This window comes from Protofrankia sp. CiP1_Cm_nod1 (assembly GCF_920888515.1).
Lineage (GTDB): Bacteria > Actinomycetota > Actinomycetes > Frankiales > Frankiaceae > Protofrankia.
The window spans coordinates 39743-57587 of the sequence record NZ_CAKKTM010000451.1 but is presented as its reverse complement, the minus strand read 5'-3'; the positions used below and the strand labels follow the sequence as shown (position 1 = coordinate 57587).

12 protein-coding genes, 1 tRNA gene and 2 pseudogenes are annotated in these 17845 nt (G+C 69.3%); 4 read left to right on the top strand and 11 right to left on the bottom strand.

The genetic code is table 11. The annotated features are described in order from the left end of the window. A pseudogene (locus NBX02_RS20890) lies at positions 1-684 on the bottom strand (hypothetical protein); the annotation flags it as partial. Positions 685-1075: 391 nt separating this feature from the next. Here NBX02_RS20890 and NBX02_RS20885 point away from each other — a divergent pair. Beyond that, on the top strand, positions 1076-1321 hold the full coding sequence (locus tag NBX02_RS20885) for a helix-turn-helix domain-containing protein (protein ID WP_250285568.1): 246 nt from the start codon (positions 1076-1078) through the stop codon (positions 1319-1321). Positions 1322-1720: 399 nt separating this feature from the next. Here the strand turns inward: NBX02_RS20885 and NBX02_RS20880 are convergent, their stop codons facing one another. Beyond that, positions 1721-3367: a protein kinase domain-containing protein gene (locus tag NBX02_RS20880; protein ID WP_445548561.1), complete on the bottom strand. Its 1647-nt coding sequence runs from the start codon at positions 3365-3367 to the stop codon at positions 1721-1723. A gap of 264 nt (positions 3368-3631) precedes the next feature. Here NBX02_RS20880 and NBX02_RS20875 point away from each other — a divergent pair, with 264 nt between their 5' ends. Continuing rightward, positions 3632-4777, top strand: coding sequence for an FHA domain-containing protein (locus tag NBX02_RS20875; RefSeq protein WP_250285570.1), 1146 nt, complete (start codon positions 3632-3634; stop codon positions 4775-4777). A 488-nt stretch (positions 4778-5265) separates the two neighbouring features. On the opposite strand, the gene NBX02_RS20870 is transcribed toward NBX02_RS20875, so the two are convergent. Further along, positions 5266-7020, bottom strand: a complete 1755-nt coding sequence (locus NBX02_RS20870) for a helix-turn-helix domain-containing protein (protein WP_250285571.1) — start codon at positions 7018-7020, stop codon at positions 5266-5268. Between the two features lie 688 nt (positions 7021-7708). Here NBX02_RS20870 and NBX02_RS20865 point away from each other — a divergent pair. Both NBX02_RS20865 and NBX02_RS23425 read left to right on the top strand, forming a co-directional pair. Next, the gene (locus NBX02_RS20865) at positions 7709-8158 is read left to right on the top strand and encodes a recombinase family protein (RefSeq protein WP_250285576.1); all 450 of its coding nucleotides are present in this window, start codon (positions 7709-7711) and stop codon (positions 8156-8158) included. Continuing rightward, positions 8155-8727, top strand: a pseudogene (locus NBX02_RS23425) (zinc ribbon domain-containing protein); the annotation flags it as partial. The gene NBX02_RS20865 and the pseudogene NBX02_RS23425, both read left to right, overlap by 4 nt. 844 nt (positions 8728-9571) lie before the next feature. Here the strand turns inward: NBX02_RS23425 and NBX02_RS20855 are convergent. The 8 genes from NBX02_RS20855 to galU form a co-directional block, all read right to left on the bottom strand. Then, positions 9572-9648, bottom strand: a tRNA-Ala gene (locus tag NBX02_RS20855). Between the two features lie 15 nt (positions 9649-9663). Further along, positions 9664-9936: a hypothetical protein gene (locus NBX02_RS20850; protein ID WP_250292660.1), complete on the bottom strand. Its 273-nt coding sequence runs from the start codon at positions 9934-9936 to the stop codon at positions 9664-9666. Between the two features lie 1023 nt (positions 9937-10959). Continuing rightward, positions 10960-11523 (bottom strand): hypothetical protein, encoded by a 564-nt coding sequence (locus NBX02_RS20845; protein ID WP_250285574.1) that lies wholly within the window; start codon positions 11521-11523, stop codon positions 10960-10962. Positions 11524-11842: 319 nt separating this feature from the next. Continuing rightward, entirely contained in the window at positions 11843-13201 is a 1359-nt protein-coding gene (locus tag NBX02_RS20840; protein WP_250292658.1) for a gephyrin-like molybdotransferase receptor GlpR, read from the bottom strand. Between the two features lie 540 nt (positions 13202-13741). Continuing rightward, positions 13742-14374 carry a GNAT family N-acetyltransferase gene (locus NBX02_RS20835; protein ID WP_250282144.1) on the bottom strand — a complete coding sequence of 211 codons (633 nt, stop codon included), beginning with the start codon at positions 14372-14374 and terminating at the stop codon, positions 13742-13744. Beyond that, positions 14371-15459: a bifunctional molybdenum cofactor biosynthesis protein MoaC/MoaB gene (moaCB, locus tag NBX02_RS20830; RefSeq protein ID WP_445548560.1), complete on the bottom strand. Its 1089-nt coding sequence runs from the start codon at positions 15457-15459 to the stop codon at positions 14371-14373. The genes NBX02_RS20835 and moaCB overlap by 4 nt, the downstream gene beginning before the upstream one ends. Then, positions 15456-16739, bottom strand: coding sequence for a molybdotransferase-like divisome protein Glp (gene glp / locus NBX02_RS20825; protein WP_250282146.1), 1284 nt, complete (start codon positions 16737-16739; stop codon positions 15456-15458). The genes moaCB and glp overlap by 4 nt, the downstream gene beginning before the upstream one ends. A gap of 93 nt (positions 16740-16832) precedes the next feature. Next, the gene (gene galU, locus NBX02_RS20820; RefSeq protein ID WP_250282147.1) at positions 16833-17762 is read right to left on the bottom strand and encodes a UTP--glucose-1-phosphate uridylyltransferase GalU; all 930 of its coding nucleotides are present in this window, start codon (positions 17760-17762) and stop codon (positions 16833-16835) included. Positions 17763-17845 lie beyond the last annotated feature (83 nt).

Genomic DNA, 17845 nt, shown 5'->3' with positions numbered 1-17845 from the left:
CTGGTATGGATGGCCGTTGCCCGGCTCGAAGTACCAGGCCTTACCGCCGGTTGGGTCCTGAAGCAGTTCCCGGTACTCGTCGAGGTCCGACACGCAGGCGAAGCGCAGGGTGGGCTGGACTCCCCGGCTGTGGTACTCCCGGCGCACCGTCGCCACGAACATCGCGCCGTCGCCGGCGGTTGGACCCTTCTCCCACGGGGTCAGGCTGACCGAGATGCGCTCGTCGAAGTGCCGTTCGCCAGTGCGCAGCACCTGGGTACGAAGATCGCTGTAGACGTCGTCGGCCAAGGCTTGGTCGCCGAGCTGGATGGCCAGGGTGTTGCGGACAACCCGGTCAAGGGTCTGCGGCGAGGCCACGTTGACCAGGGCATCGGGCGCGAAGGCGAAGCCGTCGATCACGGCGTCGCGGATGGCCGAAGCCTCTTCCTTCAGGACCTTGCGCAGGCGTTCGTTGGCCCGTTCGTCAGCGTCCCGCTCGTTGATGTACTCGAAGGCAACGACGATCAGGCCGCTGGCGAAGAGGGTGGAGCCGAGGTCGGCAAGTAACGGCAACTCCAGCCAGGACCAGGACCGGAGGGCCACCGGATCGTATTTCAGGATCATCAGGGCAACGCCGACGAACATGAAGCTGACGGCCAGCAGGGTCAGCTTGGTTTTGTAGAGGCGTTGCAACGGGCTTTGCATAATTATGAGTTAATTATACCAAACTCTGATTTCATTAAGCTACTATTCGGATACTCGGAGCTACGTATACTCGGACGACGCGAAGCCCCGAGCCGGGCGGTCCGGCTCGGGGCTTCGCCGTAGGTCGCACTCCCAGCGTCAGCCGCCGGTACCGCCACCGCCGCCTTCGCCACCGCGCCTGGTGAGCTGAGCCGTCATGGTTGCCTCCTTTGAGTTCACGGGGTGCGTCAGGACGATCTGGCGAGGCGGCTTGACGGCCAGCCTTGCCAGTCCGGTCGCGGCCGGTTGAGCCGCAACAGGTGGCAGCCTAGACGCAAGGTCATGGGACGTAAATGCATGGGATGTATCGTCTCTGGATTCAGAGGTTCTAGGCGTATGTGCTTGGGTCGCCATGGTGACCCCACCGATCTCGGCAGCGACGCAGGCCTTCGGCGCGCGGGTCCGGACCCGCCGGCAGGAGCTTGGCCAGAGCCAGGAGCAGCTTGCCGACGAGGCCGGCCTGCACTGGAGCTTCGTGGGCCAGGTGGAACGCGGTCGGCGGAACATCTCGCTGCACAACATCCTGAAGCTGGCGACGGGGCTGAAGATCGATCCGGGCGAGCTGGTGCGGGGGTTGAGGCCGCCGGCGGAGGAGTGACGATCTTTAATGGTTGATGGCGGAGCTGACATCCGCCGGTCGCTGGGTACGTCGTGGTGATGAGGTACGGACAGGGGGGCGGGCTGGACGCGGCTCTGTTGACGGTGCGGATGCGGGCGGCCGAGCGGTTCGCCGCCGGTGACAAGACCATCGGCACCGCCCTGTTGGACGCGGTCGGTAGCGAGGTCTACCGCCTTCAGGGCGACGTTGCGCACGGACACCATAGGGTCAAGGGCTGTACTCGACCGACCCCCGACCGGGTGCGGCCGGATGACCGCACCGTTGAAGATCCGTTATCCCCGGTCAGCCCGGGCGAGAATTCAATGTCGGCGCCAGCGAGGTGGCCCTTGGCACAGGAGGTTCCGCCAGGAGATCCAGGGGCGCTCGTGATTCGTTGAGCTATGAGATCTTCCAGAGGGTCGCCTCGGTAATGAAGTCGAGTGTGTCGCCGCGAGCCACGACATTGATGATCTTTACCATCGCCAGGTTGTCGTCAGTGGTGAGGGTGCAGAGCACCGTGTTCTTGGGGAGCATCGTCGCTAGATCCTTTCCGACAATCCGCGACTGCAGAACGTTGGTCTCGGCCCCCGACTTGCACGCCTGCGGCGTCGTGCCGTCGCTCTTGCCGGTGGGTGTCAGAAATGTCAACAGAGAGCCTGACTCTCCCGTCACTTCCACCGCGTCGGCATATTCGATCTCGGACGCATTTTGGTCCCCGCTTGCGTAGCCGGGTCTGGGCGTGATCTTCGGAATGTCCAGGTTCACATCGCTGTACTGCCGGGAGCTTGGCGCACGGATGATGAGTGACTTGCTCTCGAAGATCACGGTGTAGTGGTCCGTGGCGGTGGCGGTCTGGGACGTGGTTTCGGCTGCCGCATCGGTGGGGCCGGCGCTTGGCGCCTGGGACTGGCTCGTCGTTAGGGCGTTCCTGCTCGTGCTGCCGCCCGTCGCCTCAGGACTCTTGTTTTCGCCTCCCGCCAGCTTCCAGGTGGCGGCCACCGCCACGATGACGGCCAACACGGTGGCGCTGAGGAGCAGCGGCGTCCTCCGCCCCCGGGTTGGAGCCGGCTTCGGGGCCGATTGCCCTGCCGGAGCCGATCCGTGTTGTGGCTGCTGTGTCGGGTGCTGGGATGGTTGCGGGATGTAAGTCGTCTCGTATCCGGGGCCTGCGGCTGCAGGCGGAACCTCGGGCTCGGGCAGATGGAGGGAGGCCTGCTCACGGCGCGTGATCTCCGTAGCCAACGGGTCGGGGAGCCACCCGGCGAAGTCCCGCAGCGGCCAACCGTAGGCCGCTTCGCACAGCTCGGCCAGCTCGGCGGGCGTGGGCCGCAAGGCCGGGTCGGCGGCCAGGCAGCGCTCCAGGATCGATCGCAGCGGTTCCGGGTAGCCACTCAGGTCCGGGGGACGGAATTCGGTATTGGCGATCTTAGTGCCGAGGGTGTACGCGGCACCTTCGCCGTAGGGATGGCGGTTGGTCGCCGTGACTGCCGCGATCAGACCCAACGAGAAGATGTCGGTGGCGGGCGTGAGGGGCTGCCCGTTGGCGTGTTCGGGTGACATGTACTGGGGAGTACCGACGACCCCACCGCTGCGGGTGAGCTGGGTGGCGTCGGCGGCCCGCGCGATACCGAAGTCGATTACCCAGGGCCCTTGGGAGCCGAGCAGGATGTTGCCTGGCTTCAGATCGCGGTGGATCACTCCGGCCGCGTGCACCGCGCGCAACGCTTCTGCCGCGCAGCCGGTGAGTTGCAGAGCTGTGGGTAACGGCAGTGGCCCGTACGCAGCGAGCGCCTGGTCGAGTGACAGACCCGGCACGTAGATGGTGGCAAGCCACGGCAAGGTCCCGGTTGTGTCGTGGTCGACAACCGGGACGATGTGATACCCCTGCACCCGGCGTGCTGACCGGATCTCCTGCTCGAAGCGGCGGCGGAACTCCGCGTCCTGCGCGTACTCGCGGCGGATCACCTTTAGGGCGACCGGCTGGTTGCCGCGGGTACGCGAGAGGTAGACGGAGCCCATACCACCCTCGCCGATCTTGGCGAGCAGTCGGTAACCAGCTACTTCGCGCGGGTCGTCGAGGCCCAGCGGACTCAGGTAGCTTCTGGCGTCGGTCGTGCTGATGCGATCATCCTCCCCCGTGACATCTCCGAGGGGAGATGGTATCGGTGACCGATGCAGAAGCAGGAACCACCCTGAACCGGCAGTGGTCGATCTCGTTCGAGGTTCGGGTTTACTACCGATTCCGGTAACTACCTACAGGACATGATCCAACACCCGGCCATACCCAACACTCAGCCATACGGGGGCTTGATGGAACGTAACCTGGCGACCTCAGCGGACCAGGCCGACTACCTGGTTGACCTCTCCAACGTCGTGCGTCAGCAGTCGATCGGAGGACCGGGGCTACGATCGCTGCGTCGACTCCACCTCGTGGTGCAAGCATTGGCGAAGCTCACTGGGGATCCCAACGTCCTCGTCTATCTGATTGCCGACACCAGCCTGTTGAGCGGCCACCGGGAGTTCACAAGTCAGGCGGACGTCCGCCGGCTTCGCCGCTGGGTCACCGACGGCCTGGTCGAGGAGGTCGATGATGCCGACGAGCGGGTTCTCGAAATTGCCGGCATGACCGGTCTTCAGGTCATCAGCAGTGACCATTATGTCGACCACCGCCTCGAGCACACCTGGATTCAGGGGAACACCTGGCAGTTCCTCAAACCCGAGCCCGGATCGGGCGGCATCGTCACATTGGTCTTGATGGACATGGGTGTCCGTACACCAGCCGAGATCTCCCGCCGTATGGAACTCTCCGCTCTTAAGAAGCAGGGTCTGCTGGATGGCTCCCAGACCCCCCTGATCGACGTACTCAAGCGAACCTGGCGCTGCCCGGAAGCCCGTTGTTCGCTCTATGATATCCGCCGTGGCGATCGGGTGTTTCTGCCCCGCATGCGACAGGGCGTGCCCACATGTGAGGTGCACGGCACGCCCCTGCTAGACGACGGTCCGCGCCCAGGCGCCGCGCAGCTCAAAGCCGTTGTCAACGGTGCTTGCGTAGGCCGCTACACCCTGAACGAGGACTCCGAGACTCGCGTAGGACGTAACCCTGCTCCGTCCGGCATCTCCCTGTACAACCTGCTGGATTCGACGGCCGCACCGAGGGTCAGCCGCGAGCACGTGGTCGTCTCGGTCAAAAAGGGCATGGTTCTGATCCGTGACATCAGCAGATACGGCACCCGGATGCGGACCGCCGGCAAGCGGGGGCGGCTGGGACCCTGGGAACCATTACCTCCGCAGGTTGACCGGCGCTTTCATCCCGGTGACGAGGTCGAACTTGCTCCCGGTGTGATCATCACTCGCAGTGGCCGACGTTTCCCTCCCGAACTTGCCGACGCCTGGCGGACCCCGACCCCTCAAACCTCTCTCCCGCCGGGCGCCGCCGCAACCACTCGGTTGAATTAACCTCGGGCTCCACCTCGCTGGCCGCACCGCCTGGTCAAGCGGCGGCGACCCCCACAAGGGTTCACGGTGCTACATTTACCTGTCGATCGCCGACAAGCAGCAGGAGCTCGGGTCCGTCCGACCAACTGTCCACGGCTGCGTGCCTGAAGGGATTCGGCGAAGACCGTGCTCCTGCTCTTGCGGTGGACGGGCCACTGTGTATCGGGTGCCTCTCTGCGCACAATTGCGAGGAACCGCAACCTGCTGCCGTGCCAGCCACCGCCGGATGGTGGGCACAGCGCTCGGTGCGAGTGTGTCAAACGCAGCCGAAGACTTCAGTCGGGCGGCGCGGTGAGCAGGCACGCTGAAATCTTGGAGTTCGCCAGCATGAACGCCGATTGTGCAATGGATCTTTCGGTTAGACAACGACCAGGCAGCACACGCTGCGGCCGAGGCGGCCGTGGCCCGTCTCGCCGCCCTTGACCGGGTATCGCCGCGCAGCCGACCGGCTACAACACCCCTGCCTGCCACACCCCCAACGCCGCCGCCTGCTCGTCGAAGGCGCGCACCACCGGGCTGTCCTTCCACAGCTCCAACTGCCGCCGTACACCCCGCAGTTGTGTCGCCAGCCGGGCCGATCGGTTACGGACGGCCAGCTCGCCGGCCCATCCCAGGGTCCGGGCCCCCTCCTCAACCTCACCCTGCCGGATGTAAGCGGTCGCCAGGTCGACCGTCGTCATGGCCAGGTTGCGCACCGACACCGCCGGATCCATGGCCGCCAGCGACGGCCCGATGACGGCCACTGCCTCAGCGGGACGCCCCAGCCTCAGCAAGCACTGACCACGGATGCCGGCCAGGAAAGCCTCGTCGTACCAGTCAACGAGCGATGGCACCCGGTCAGCGGCGGCCAGAGCGGTTTCGGCACGGTGCAGTTCCTGCATGGCGGCGTCGTAGTCGCCGGCCGCCGCAAAGGCCCGGGCAGCGATGTCACCGGCGTTGGCCCGCAGGACGTGGTCCGGCGTGCGCCAGGCCCAGGCCACAGCCGCCGAAGCGTGGTCGACGGCCAGGCGGGGCCGGTCCTGCCAGATGGCGGTCTGGGCGAGGTTGCACAGGATCAGCGCGCCGAGCTCGGTGTTGCGGGCGGCGTGGGCGGCCGTCCGGCCTTCCTCGAAATGCGGCACGGCGGCATCGAAGTCGCCGAGGTCGAAGATGAACCAGCCGGTGGCCCGGCAGAGCCCGGCGTAGACCGACAGCAACCGGGGACGAAGATCGGACGGGCAGTCTTCGAGCAGATGCCGGGCCAGCTGGCGCTGGTCCAACACCGTCTGGATCGCGGCCTGCGGCCCCAGAGCGGCGTCCTGGCCCAGGGCGCGGCGCAGGACCTCCTCGATGTGGCCGATAATCACGGCGTCGACCCGCGACGGGTTGCCCAGCGCGCCCAGCAGCCGATCCGGTTCCAGCGACAGGGGCTCGGGCAGCAAGGGGACGGCCGCCGCAGTCGCGGCCCACCCGACGGACAGCAGGAACTGGCGGCGTTTCACGGTGTCGGCCCAGGCTTGCAGGACCCGCACCAGGCCGTCATGGGCGAGCGGATCCGGCCGGACGGCCGGTTCCCGGCCGTCCGTGGCTGGTGCTGGCGGCTCGTTCCAGGGCTCCCCCAATGCGGCGGCAACCACTTCCTCTGGCAAGTGTAGGTTGCGCAGCGTATTCGCAAGCCCCGAATGTTCGGCTGCCACGGCCATCGGGACGTTCGTAGCGGCTGGCAGGACGTCGCGGCCGGTTATTCGGCGCGGATCCCTGCCGCCGTGCCAGTCCTCGGCCAAGCGGCCATGAGTGCTGGTGGCTGCTGGCCCATCCGTCTCCCGGCGCCGATCCGGCAACCTGAACCACAACAACGTCTCGGGGATACGTAAGACCTCGGCCCAGCGGATGAGCTTGACAAGATCAGTGATCGGTGCGCCGCTCTCGATGCGGCTGAGCTGGGTCTGGGTGAGGCCCATCCAGCCGGCCACGGTGGCCTGGGTGAGCGACGGGTGGTGGTAGGGGTGGCTGCGGTAGGCGGCGATCACCCGGCCCATGTGCCAGGCATGCAGGGCGTCGCGTAGCTGCTCGGACGACTCCCAGAAATCCGGCGGCACGTCCGGCGCCCGGATGATCCGGTCCCGGACGGCTCGCTGGCAGGGGGCACACAGCACGCCGTGGTTGTCACGCGCCAGCCGGGCACCGCAGCGGCAGTAGCGGCGCCGAGTTGCGGCGTGGTCCATGGGCCTGGTTCCCGTCCGGATGGAAATAGATCATCTGTTCTGGCAGCGCAGTGTATCCGTCACTTTGCGTGCCAACCATCCCCGGCAATATGCGTCCGGCGCATGATCCGGAAACCCGCTGCCCCTTGGGCGGGAAGACCTGGTCCGCCACGGTGTGCCCCAGGCGCCCGGGGCCGGGTCGAGCCCGTCGTTCCCTCCGCTCCCCGGCCTCGGGCGTCAGCCACGGACCGGAATCGTGAAGATCGGCTGACGGGAGGACGCTGGTGGGATGGGTGAGCGGAGGCTGCGAGTCGTGGCCGGAACCGCCGGGCGGGCTGCCGTTGCGCAGCATCGAGCTAGGGCTGCAAGGCGCGCTGGAACGGATGGAGGCGGTTGAAGCCGGCCTCGGCCGTTGCGCCGGCAATTGGCCGGGCGGGCCTTTGGAGCACGCCGCCCTGCTGGAACGCGCCGAGGCGGTCAGCGGGGAGCTGCGGTGGTTGCGGGAGCGGCTGGCGAAGCTGGCGGGCCGGATGGAGCGGGCGAAACAAACCGATGGTCATCGCAGCCGGAGCAGCACACACGATCACGAACCGGCCGACGATACAGCTTCCCTCACCCGACGATCATGCATGAAGCCGTGGCCAGGAACGGCGGCCCGGTGGGCTGAGCGGCCTGGCGGGAGCTGTGGCCGTTTCGAGGGGCCGGTGTGATGGAGGAGCGCTTCTCGCGACCGGCCAGGCCGCGACACGACGAGGACTCGGCAGCGCGTCCTGCGATGTACGGTTACATCAGCCTGCAGCACGACGACGAAGACGAGACTGCGGCACTGCGTGACCGGCTGACGGTGTACGCCGAAGCCGAGGGCTTGGCGCTGGTGGAGATCTACATCGATCGGAACGTCAGGCCGGGACAGATCATCCGGCCGGGGTTGACGGTGTTGCTGGACGCGGTGCTGCGCACCGAGGGGTGCGGGGTGTTGGTACCGACGGTGAATCATTTGTCACCGGCGTCTGCGGTGCGGCGGGCGGTCGAGGTGGAGATCGAACTGCTCGGGGGCCGGCTGATGGTGGTGGAGCCGGAGGGCGAGGTGCCGGATGTCGGTGGCCTGGTTCCTCCACCGCAACAGTTGGATCAGTGTGGTGCCCGCCAAGAGAAATGATCGATTCTGGCCGTCCAGGCTGGGTTTCCCTACCGGCGGACGTGCTCTGCCGGGGAGGGCAATTCCGGGAGCAGATCGACCAGCCCGGCCCACACCTGCCTGGCGCTGACCGGCACCAGTCGGACCGTCACCTGAAGGTCGATGTCCTCGGCGCGCAGCGGCTCGGCCGGCGCTTCCCGCCGCCAGAACCCGGCCGGGCCGGCGTCAATAACGACCAGCGAGCGCAGCTGGAGATCTTCGGGGGCTTCCGGCGGTACCGCCGGCCTGCCACCCCAGCTGGCCGTCACCCGCCAGGACAGCTTGTACCCGGACAGGACCGCGGCGAGCTGGGTGGTGTCGGCCTCGGAGATCGGCGGCTGATGCCGGCGGCCGGCTTCGCGGATGACGGTGACGGCCTCGGGCCGGTCAGCGGTACCCACGGCGTCCAGGGCCGTGAACGCCCGGTCGATCACTACCTCAAGGGCGTGGTGTGGTGCGGCCGCTGCGAACGGCGGCTGATCATCGCCCGGGCCCAGGGCCGCCACGGCGGGCAGTATTTTTACTACTTCTGCCGCGGACGGCAGGAGCGTACCTGCGATCTGCCCTACATCGTGGTGGAGCGGATCGAGGAGGCCGTGCTCCGGCACTACTGCCAGGTGCGCATCCCGGCCGAGGTCGGCGACCGGCTGCGGACAGCCATGGACCAGACCGTCGCCAGTGGCGCGGACAACACCCGGCAGCTGCGGGCGCAGTACGCCAAGCGCCTCAAGGAGCTGGATGCCCGGGAGGACCGCTATCTCGACTTGGTGGACGATCCGGACTGGCCGCGGGAGAAAGTCAGCGGGCGGATGCGGGCCATCCGCGACGAACGGGCCAGTTTGAAGCGGCAGCTGGACGACACCGATGGTGAGCTGCAGGTGGGCTACCAGGTCGTGACCGACATGCTGGAGCTGCTGGCCGACCCACAGGAGCTGTACCGGGTGGCCCAGAAGCGCACCCGGGCCATTTTGAACAAGGCGATCTTCACCAAGCTGTTCATCGACTTCGAGGGTGAGGGGCCGTATGTGACGGCCGACGAGCTGACGGAGCCGTTCGAGACGGTGGTGTATTTGCGGCGGGAGGCACGGGGCGGGGTGGTGATGCCTGGTGCCGGGGGTGAGGTGGAGCAGGTTGCCCGCGAGTCGCTCACTGGCAGCGGGGACGGCGGGATGCCAGCCGCACCGGAAGATCCGGAACTGGCCGGCGAGGACGGCCGGGATGCTGTTGGCAGCGCACGGTTGCGGCGGCGGTTTGCGCTGACCGGTGGGCGGTGGTATGAGCGACGGGACGACAGTGGCGTCCTCCTTGCGGAGGATGCCATGATCGATGATAAGGTTACTGTCCCGGGCTTGCTCGGCCACTCTTTGTGGGGAGTGGGTTCGAGTAAGACCGGGATGGTGGAGGTGAGGGGACTCGAACCCCTGGCCTCCTCCGTGCGAGGGAGGCGCTCTACCAGGCTGAGCTACACCCCCTGGAGCACTTGCAGCTTACAGCAGACCGGACGGATGTGGTGGACGGCCCCCGCTGAGCAGTTCCTGCCCCGCCGCGGCCGGTGCCGGGGATGGCTCACCCTTGCGCGCCCTGGGTACCAGCGGGGTCAAGGCAGGGCCGGCGGCCGGGTCCGCCTCGCACATCAGCCGGGTGAAGAAGGTTGCCGCGGCGGCGGGCCGCAGGAGCCCTGCCTCGTGGCCGCGCCAGCCGTATTCCCGGCCGCCGTCGAGGACGGCCCGGAAATCCGGTGTGTCCTCGCGGTCGAACACCATGCGGACGCTGTCAGAAATATGTCCGTTGCCCACCTGGATACCGGTATGCGTACCATTATCCGTGTTCGGAAGGGAGGGGGCCGGATGTCCGGAGGACCAGCGTCCGGATGAGGGGCTGTCCAGCGGGTAGTTTACCCAGAGTGACAAACCTTCCTCTGGGATCCATCGTGGATCCCAGAACGGCAGCTGCCACATCGCGCGGCCGGGGCGGAACAACGACAGTTCCACCCGCACTCCACGGCACCGTAGATGGAACCCGACCCCGTCCGGACGTAGTCCACGCAGTTCAACCGGTACGGCGCAGCTACGGGGGCACAGCCGGAAGCCCGCGGCCCGCAGGCTCGCGGTCCACTCCTCGAACGTCGGTTCCCGCGAGCCTGAGCTGCCCGGCGTCGTCCCGTACCGCTGACCGCGGTGGTCATTACTCACTGTGACGCCCCTTTGCGCTCACGTTGGTGATGACAGGCGGCGGAACAAGTCACGGAGAGACGTCCGTGCTGCCGGCGGGCCCGGCTTTCAGCAACCGCGTCGTATGCTGGAGCGCATCGGGCAAAAACAGCCACAGCGAGTCGAATCGGGCGATTGCGAACCGTACGGACAGGATTTTCCCGAAACGAACTGGACTTCTCCGGCTAACAAGCCCTCGCGTGCATGACCGGTGACGCAAAGGCGGTCATGGACGTCGGAAGAAGAAAGCGGACGTCAGCGCACGCGAGGGCGCGGACAGCAACATCCCGTGTTCGTGCGCGTGACAGCCCCGGCAGGCAGCTCGAGAAGCTGGGGCGCGCGCATGGTCACGGAGCCATTATGCACAGCGCACCCCAGCACGAGTCCATATGATCTAGGCCAGTTCCATCGCGGTTGACAGCGCCTCCCGCGGGCTGTCAAGCCACCCGCCGCCGGGCCGCTCCGGCCGTGTAGCCGCCGGAGCCCGCAGGTACGAGCCCAGCCGCGTGCGCCCTCTGTACTTCGGCCGCCAGCCGCCGCCCGGGCAGCAGCACAGGCCCCAGCGCAGGGCCTTCAGCCAAGGGTCGGCACCTCTACGACCCGTAGACCCGCATGCCTGGCCTTGTCGACGAGGTCGTCGGTCACCGACGCCCGATGTGAGACGACCGGGCGCAGCACCAGTGCGACGATCTCCTCGTCAGGGGCCTGCCGCAGCTGCGCCGCGCGCTCAAGCAGGCGTGTGTTCGTCCGGTGGTAGACGCCGGAGTCCCTGACCTCGTCGAGAATCTCCAGTTCGTCCGGTTTCAACGAGCTGATCAGCTGGTCGTACCGGAGGCACCACTGCGGCCCCCGGTCCTCGACCGACGTCCGCCTGAACGTGGGCACGTCGAAGGGCAGCACCACACGTACGGGAAGCCCCTTCGAGCGCGCGGCCGCTAGTACCACCAGGTCGGCTCCGGACGCCGCCGCGCCGACCAGCAGCCGTGGACGCAGCGCGTCGAGCGCTTCAGCGGTCCGACGTTCGACGTCGGGGATGTCACGCTCACGGAACCGCGGCGGGCTGGTGGCATGGCTGTCGATCTGCACACCGCCGAAGACGACGATCTTCGAGGGTGTGCCACGGTCCCGATCGGTCATGATTCTTCCATCTGTTCACCGGATACCCGGCACAAGGGTGCCCGGGGATCGAGGGTATCCGCCGATCGCGCAACCATCAGCGGCCACATCTCACTGCCGCCCCAATGGTTCACTGCCGTCCCAACGGTCACCTGGGCAGAAACGGGTGCCACGGGCAGCGGGGCGTCCCCAAGACGGCCCCGCGCAGGACAGCGGCCCCGTCCGGAACGACATCCGTCGGCCCGGCGGCCGCCTCGGCAGGGCAGCCGCGCCGGTGAGGATGTCGGGGCCGCCGGTGGGGCCGCGGCATCCGGTGGGGGATGCCTCGGTGGTCAACCGGTCAGCTCCCGACCGCGTGCCTGCGCAACAGTTCGTCGGCCTCGCCCGGATCGTCGCTGCCCGACGCGGGCTGCTGCGGGCCAGGTGCCGGTGTCGATGCCGGACCGGTCGATGCCGGGCCAGCGGTCAGACCGCCATGTGTCCCTGGGGGGTTGACCTGCACTCGACCCGGCCTGGAGGTGTTCGGGCGCCCGGCCGCGCGGGCAGCCGGGCGGGCACCGCCCACCGGCCCGGGCGCCTGCCCGAGGTCCGGGGCGCCATCCGTCTCAGCGGCATCCGCAGAGCCGTCGGCATCCGCGAAGCCATCGAGGTCGGCATCGGTGACGGCATCGAGGTCGGCATCGGTGACGGCAACGTTCCCAGCGGCCGGGGCGTCGGCCACGGATCCGTCGTCAACGGATCTGTCGACAGCCGTGCCGTCGATGACGGCGCCCTCAAGGATCTGCCCTCGTGGGGAGCCACCGGCCGCCGTGATCCGGGCGGTGGCAGCGGCGGCGCTCCGTGAAAGATCCACCGTCTGCGCGTTCGCCATCGCAAGATCGTCTCTGGGGGTGCCTCGGCCGGCGGGCGCGCCGGGGCGAGCCACGGCCTGGTCGGACAGCCGGAACGGCTCGCTGCCGGACACCCAGGGCTCGCCCGCGTCACCGCCCACGCCACCGCCGAGGCCAGTGCCGGCGGCACCTGGGCCGGGCATCCGGTAGCCGTACCGGACGGCGCGCTCGGCGGCGATCCGCCGGTCCAGCGCGAAGCGGGAGGCGCGCAGCCGCCGGTCGGCCTGGGCTGCCCTGCGCAGGTGCACGACATAGCTGACGACGGCCGCGTCCGCCAGGATCTGGACGGCGATCCACACGCCGCCCAGCAGCCCGGCGAGCAGCGCGGTCACCAGGATCATGGCCAGCAGGACGAACAGCCGCCGCCTGCGCAGCTGGATCAGCGCCCGCCGGTCGGCGTTGGTGCCGGCGGCGGCATGCGGACGAGGCGGGGAAGCCGGCGGGCGTGCCACGGGAACACCGCGCCACTCACCGCTGGGGCTCCCGCCGGACCCGTGCGTGGCCCGCGCCGACCCGGGAGGCCGAGCCGACGTGGCGGGCCGAGCCGACGTGGCGGGCCGGGTCGGCCCGGTCACCTGGATCGGCTCACCGTCGTCCGGATCGTCGTCATCCGGACCAGAAGAAGCAGCCGGCCGCATCGCGAGCTCCCTGTCCGGCCGCGACGCCCCTCGGCGTGACAGGACGCGCATCGCCGTAGTGAAACGTTCCGCCGATCGCTGTTCCAGCGTGCTGTCATGATGCCTCACCCACATAGGGATAAGCACGAAACCCCAGACCGCGACGATCGCGAGCCAGATCAGCGCGCTCATGACAGCGTGTCCGGAAGACGGCATCGGAGCGCGGACCGCGAAGCGCCCGTACGAGCCTCAGGCGGCGCGGGCTGCCGTACAGGCGAGTTGACCATGGACGGTGGCCTTCCTGCCGACTCGGATATCGAAGATGACGTTGGCGGACCCGGGCCCCGCATGTCGACCGCGCCGAAATACGAGGGGCTCCGGCGGCCCGATCATGGGCGTTCGCGCCGCCGGGAGGATAGGGACGCCCAGCGGCGCGACGCCGCTATCCTCAGGCGCTCCGAGGAACGCTAGTGAGCGAATACCGTCCGGTCACCGACCCGAAGAGCGCGTGTCGCGGCATCGCAGCCCACATCACGTTCACGCTTAGTAACTGAATTGAGGCCGAGAAAAGCTCATCGAGCCAAGCTCGATCGCGAAACGGCGACGCACACACCACAAAAGGATCTTAACGGACAGACAAACCATGACAACCATCCCTACGTGTGGCCGACGTCACATCTGAAAGTAGACGCATGACTACTCTCAGTTAATGTCGAGTAGGTGTTGTTGATCTCAGCTATGTGGCGCGCGGACGCTGTGCCAGCGGTTCAGCAGCCCTTCCGGAGCGTCCTCCGTGGTGATGGCGTAGCTGATGTGGTCCCGGTAAGCCCCGCCGATCGCCAGATAGCGCCGGTGGAACCCCTCCTCGCGGAACCCGAGCTTTTCCACCACCCGCCGGCTCGCGGTGTTCTCCGGCCGGACGTGCGCCTCCAGCCGGTGCAGTGCCACCGCGGTGAAAGAGTGATCCACCACCAGCGCCAATGCGGTCGGGGTTATCCCACGGCCGGCATACATACGGTCAACCCAGTAACCGACATGGCCGCTGTTCAACGCGCCACGGACGATCGTGGAAACGGTGATCTGTCCTACCAGCCGGCCCTCGAACGTCACGGCGAACGGCAGGGCCTGACCGACACGCGCCTGCTGGCGCAGCCGCCGCACCATCTGGATGTAGACCCCGACGGTCTGGCGCCGCGCCCACGCCTCGTCGGTGGCGGGCAGCGCCTTCGCCGTCGCCTCCCACGGCGCGAGCCAGTCGCCGTTGCGCAGCCGGATGTCGACCCAGGTGGCAGCCTCGCGCAGCCGCAGAGGACGCACGGCCACCGGCCCGTCCGTGAGACTCGCCGGCCACCCGGGCGCCCTCATCCCCTCTTCTCCCGCGGGCTCCGGCCGGCGCCCGCCGCGTCACCGGCATGATCGTGGGAGCCGGCGTGACGGTGCTCCCCGCCGCCCCTGATCTGCGCGACGGCGTGCCCGGCCACGCCGGCGAGCACGGTCATCCCGTCGGCGACGCCACCGGTGGAGCCCGGCAGGTTCACCACCAGCGTCCCCTCCCGCACACCGGCGATCCCGCGGGAGAGGACCGCCGTCGGGACCGTCTCCCGGCCGGCCGCGCGCAGTGCCTCGGCGAGCCCGGGCACCTCACGGTCGATCACCAGCCGGGTCGCCTCCGGCGTGACGTCCCTGGGCGCGAGACCGGTGCCGCCGGTGGTGACGACCAGATGGATCCCGGCACGCACCGCCGCCGTCAGCGCGGCCACGATCGCGTCGGGCTCGTCCGGGACGACGACCACGTCGTCGACGACGAAGCCGATCCGGCCGAGCGCCCCGGCCGCCAGCGGCCCGGACCGGTCGGCGTACCCGCCGGCGTGCACGCGGTCCGAAACCGTGATCACTCGGGCACGGGCACCGGCCGGTACCCCTGACGACCCGGCCCGCACTCCCGTGTCCGGCGGTGCGACGACCGGGTGGCGCCGCCAGTCACCCGACCGTCCACCGGTCTTCACCAGCAGCTGGATGTCGGTGAGCGTCGCGGCCGGATCGACTGCCTTGACCATGTCGTGCAGTGTGAGCCCGGCCACCGCCACCGCGGTCAGCGCCTCCATCTCCACGCCGGTGCGGTCCGCCGTCCGGACGGTCGCGGTGATCTCGACACCATGGTCGTGGACGTCGATGTCGACCCGGACCCCCGACAGCGCGATCGGATGGCACAGCGGGATGAGCTCGGACGTGCGCTTGGAGCCCATGATGCCCGCCACCCTGGCCACCCCGAGCGCGTCCCCCTTGGGCACGCCGGCCCCGCGCAGCAGGTCGACGACGGCGGGCGCCACCCGCAGGCAGCCGCGGGCCGTCGCCGTCCGCGCGGTCACGTCCTTGGCGGAGACATCGACCATCCGGGCGGCGCCGGTGGCGTCCACATGGGTCAGCTTCGGCCCGTCCGGCTCGGTCACCCGCCCACCTCCACATGCCGCCGGCCGGCCGGTGGCACGCCGCCGCGGCGGCTCGCCACCGTCACCTCGTCGTCGAGCAGCAGCGCGGTCAGCTCCCGCCCGGCGGGCAGCTCACCGCCATCCGCCGGAACGATCAACAGCGCGTCCGCGGCCGCCAGCGCCGACATCTGGTGGGCGCCCTGGCCGCCGGCGAGATGCGCCACGGGCGGGCGGCCCGCGCCGCCATCGGCCAGCCGGACCCGCAGGTACGAGCGCCGGCCCGCGGCGGCCCGCACCGGCTGGGCCGTCGTGACCACCAGCGTCGGACGGTGCACGGACGCAAGCCCGCGCATCCGCCGCAGCGCGGGCCTGACGAACAGCTCGAACGACACCAGCGCGCTGACCGGGTTGCCGGGCAGGGTGAACACCGGCACGCCGTCGAGCACCCCGAACCCCTGCGGCATCCCGGGCCGCATGGCGAGCCGCTCGAAACGGACCGTCCCCGCGGCGGCGAGAACCTGCTTGACCACGTCGAAGGCGCCCACGCTCACCCCGCCGGTCGTGATCACAGCGTCGGCGTCGGTGCGGACGTCGTCGAGCAGCGCGGCGAACGCGTCCGGGGAGTCGGGCACGCCGGCGAACCGCCGGACCCGCGCGCCCGCCTCCCGCGCCGCCGCCGCCACCGCGTGGCTGTTGGAGTCGACGATCTGCCCGGGCCCGGGCGTCCCACCGGCCTCGACCAGCTCGCTGCCGGTCGACAGGACCGCCACCCGGGGACGCGGGTGGACGGTGGGCGCCGCCACGTTCAGGGCCGCGAGCAGGCCGATCTGGGCCGCGCCGAGCAGCCGCCCGGCGGGCAGGACCAGGTCGCCGACGGCCACGTCCTCCCCGGCCCGCCGGATGTTCTGTCCGGGCACGGGCGCGCGCGCCACGGTGACCCGGTCCATCCGGCCGTCGGTCCACTCGACCTGGACGACGGTGTCGGCGCCGGGCGGCAACGGCGCCCCCGTCATGATCCGGGCGGCGGTGCCGGGTGCCACCGGCGCCGGGGTGCCCGGCGCGGCCGGGATGTCCCCGGTGACCGGCAGGGTCACCGGGTGGTCGGGGCCGGCGCCGGCGACGTCCGCGGCGTACAGGGCGTAGCCGTCCATGGCCGAGTTGTCGAACCCGGGCAGGGCGGTGGCCGCGTGCAGGTCGGCGGCGAGCACGCAGCCGTGGGCGGCGCCCAGCGGCAGCGGCCGTGCGGGTAACGGGCCGACCGCGGCGAGGATGTCGGCGAGGTGCGCGTCCACCGACTTCACGTCGATCGCCTCACACCGGTCGCCTCCACCCCGCCAGGCCCGCCAGGCCCGCCAGGCCCGCCGGCCGTCTCACACCTGTCACCGGCCGGGCTCTCACGGACCGGGATCGGACTTGGGGCCGCCGGCGGAGACGTACTCCTCCAGCCACGGGTACAGCTCCCCGCCGATGTCCGGCCGCTCGCAGGCGAGCCGGATCACGGCCTTGAGATAGTCCACCCGGTCACCGGTGTCGTAGCGGCGCCCGGTGAAGACCACCCCGTGGACGGGCTCGCCCGCATCGTCGCCGAGGTGGGCCAGCGTCCGCAAGGCGTCGGTGAGCTGGATCTCGTTCCCACGGCCGGGTGGTGTCCGCCGCAACACGTCGAAAATCGCCGGTGACAGGACGTACCGGCCGATGATCGCGAGGTTGCTGGGCGCCTCGTCGGCCGAGGGCTTCTCCACCAGGTCCCGGATGCGGACGGTCTGGTAGCGCTCCCCCGCCGGCCCGACGGCCGTCGGGTCGACCGTCGCCACCCCGTACAGCGAGACGAGTTCCTCCGGAACCTCCATGAGGCCGACGACGCTGCCGCCGAAACGCTCCCGCACCGCGAGCATCTCCACCAGCAGCGGATCACGTTCGTCGATCAGGTCGTCGCCGAGCAGGACCGCGAAGGGCTCGTCGCCGACGTGCCCGGCCGCGCACAGCACGGCATGGCCGAGCCCCCGCGGGGCCTGCTGGCGGACCGAGTGCACCTCGGCGAGTTCGGCCGACGCGCGGATGCGTCCCAGCCTGGCCGTGTCACCCTTCCGTTCCAGGGCCGCCTCGAGTTCGGTCTCCCGGTCGAAATGGTCCTCCACCGCCTTCTTGGTGCGGCTCGTGACAAGAAGCACATCCCGTAGACCGGCGCGGGAAGCCTCCTCCACCACATACTCGATGGCCGGCCGGTCGACGACCGGCAGCATCTCCTTGGGCAGGGACTTGGTCGCCGGCAGGAACCGGGTGCCGAGGCCCGCAGCCGGAATCACCGCCTTCTTTACTGACATGGGCGAAACCATAGCCGCTCGGCGAAGGCGTCGGTGGTTTCCATCGCGGCCGCAGCGGTTCCCGCCTACGGCTTCCCTACGGC

What these genes read in the sequence shown, in the direction of transcription:
- NBX02_RS20885 (WP_250285568.1), top strand. Translation starts at nt 1,076, where the DNA reads ATGGTGACCCCACCGATCTCGGCAGCGACGCAGGCCTTCGGCGCGCGG.
- NBX02_RS20840 (WP_250292658.1), bottom strand. Translation starts at nt 13,201, where the DNA reads ATGAGCGCGCTGATCTGGCTCGCGATCGTCGCGGTCTGGGGTTTCGTG.
- NBX02_RS20835 (WP_250282144.1), bottom strand. Translation starts at nt 14,374, where the DNA reads ATGAGGGCGCCCGGGTGGCCGGCGAGTCTCACGGACGGGCCGGTGGCC.
- NBX02_RS20875 (WP_250285570.1), top strand. Translation starts at nt 3,632, where the DNA reads ATGGAACGTAACCTGGCGACCTCAGCGGACCAGGCCGACTACCTGGTT.
- NBX02_RS20865 (WP_250285576.1), top strand. Translation starts at nt 7,709, where the DNA reads ATGGAGGAGCGCTTCTCGCGACCGGCCAGGCCGCGACACGACGAGGAC.
- NBX02_RS20870 (WP_250285571.1), bottom strand. Translation starts at nt 7,020, where the DNA reads ATGGACCACGCCGCAACTCGGCGCCGCTACTGCCGCTGCGGTGCCCGG.
- galU (WP_250282147.1), bottom strand. Translation starts at nt 17,762, where the DNA reads ATGTCAGTAAAGAAGGCGGTGATTCCGGCTGCGGGCCTCGGCACCCGG.
- NBX02_RS20845 (WP_250285574.1), bottom strand. Translation starts at nt 11,523, where the DNA reads ATGACCGATCGGGACCGTGGCACACCCTCGAAGATCGTCGTCTTCGGC.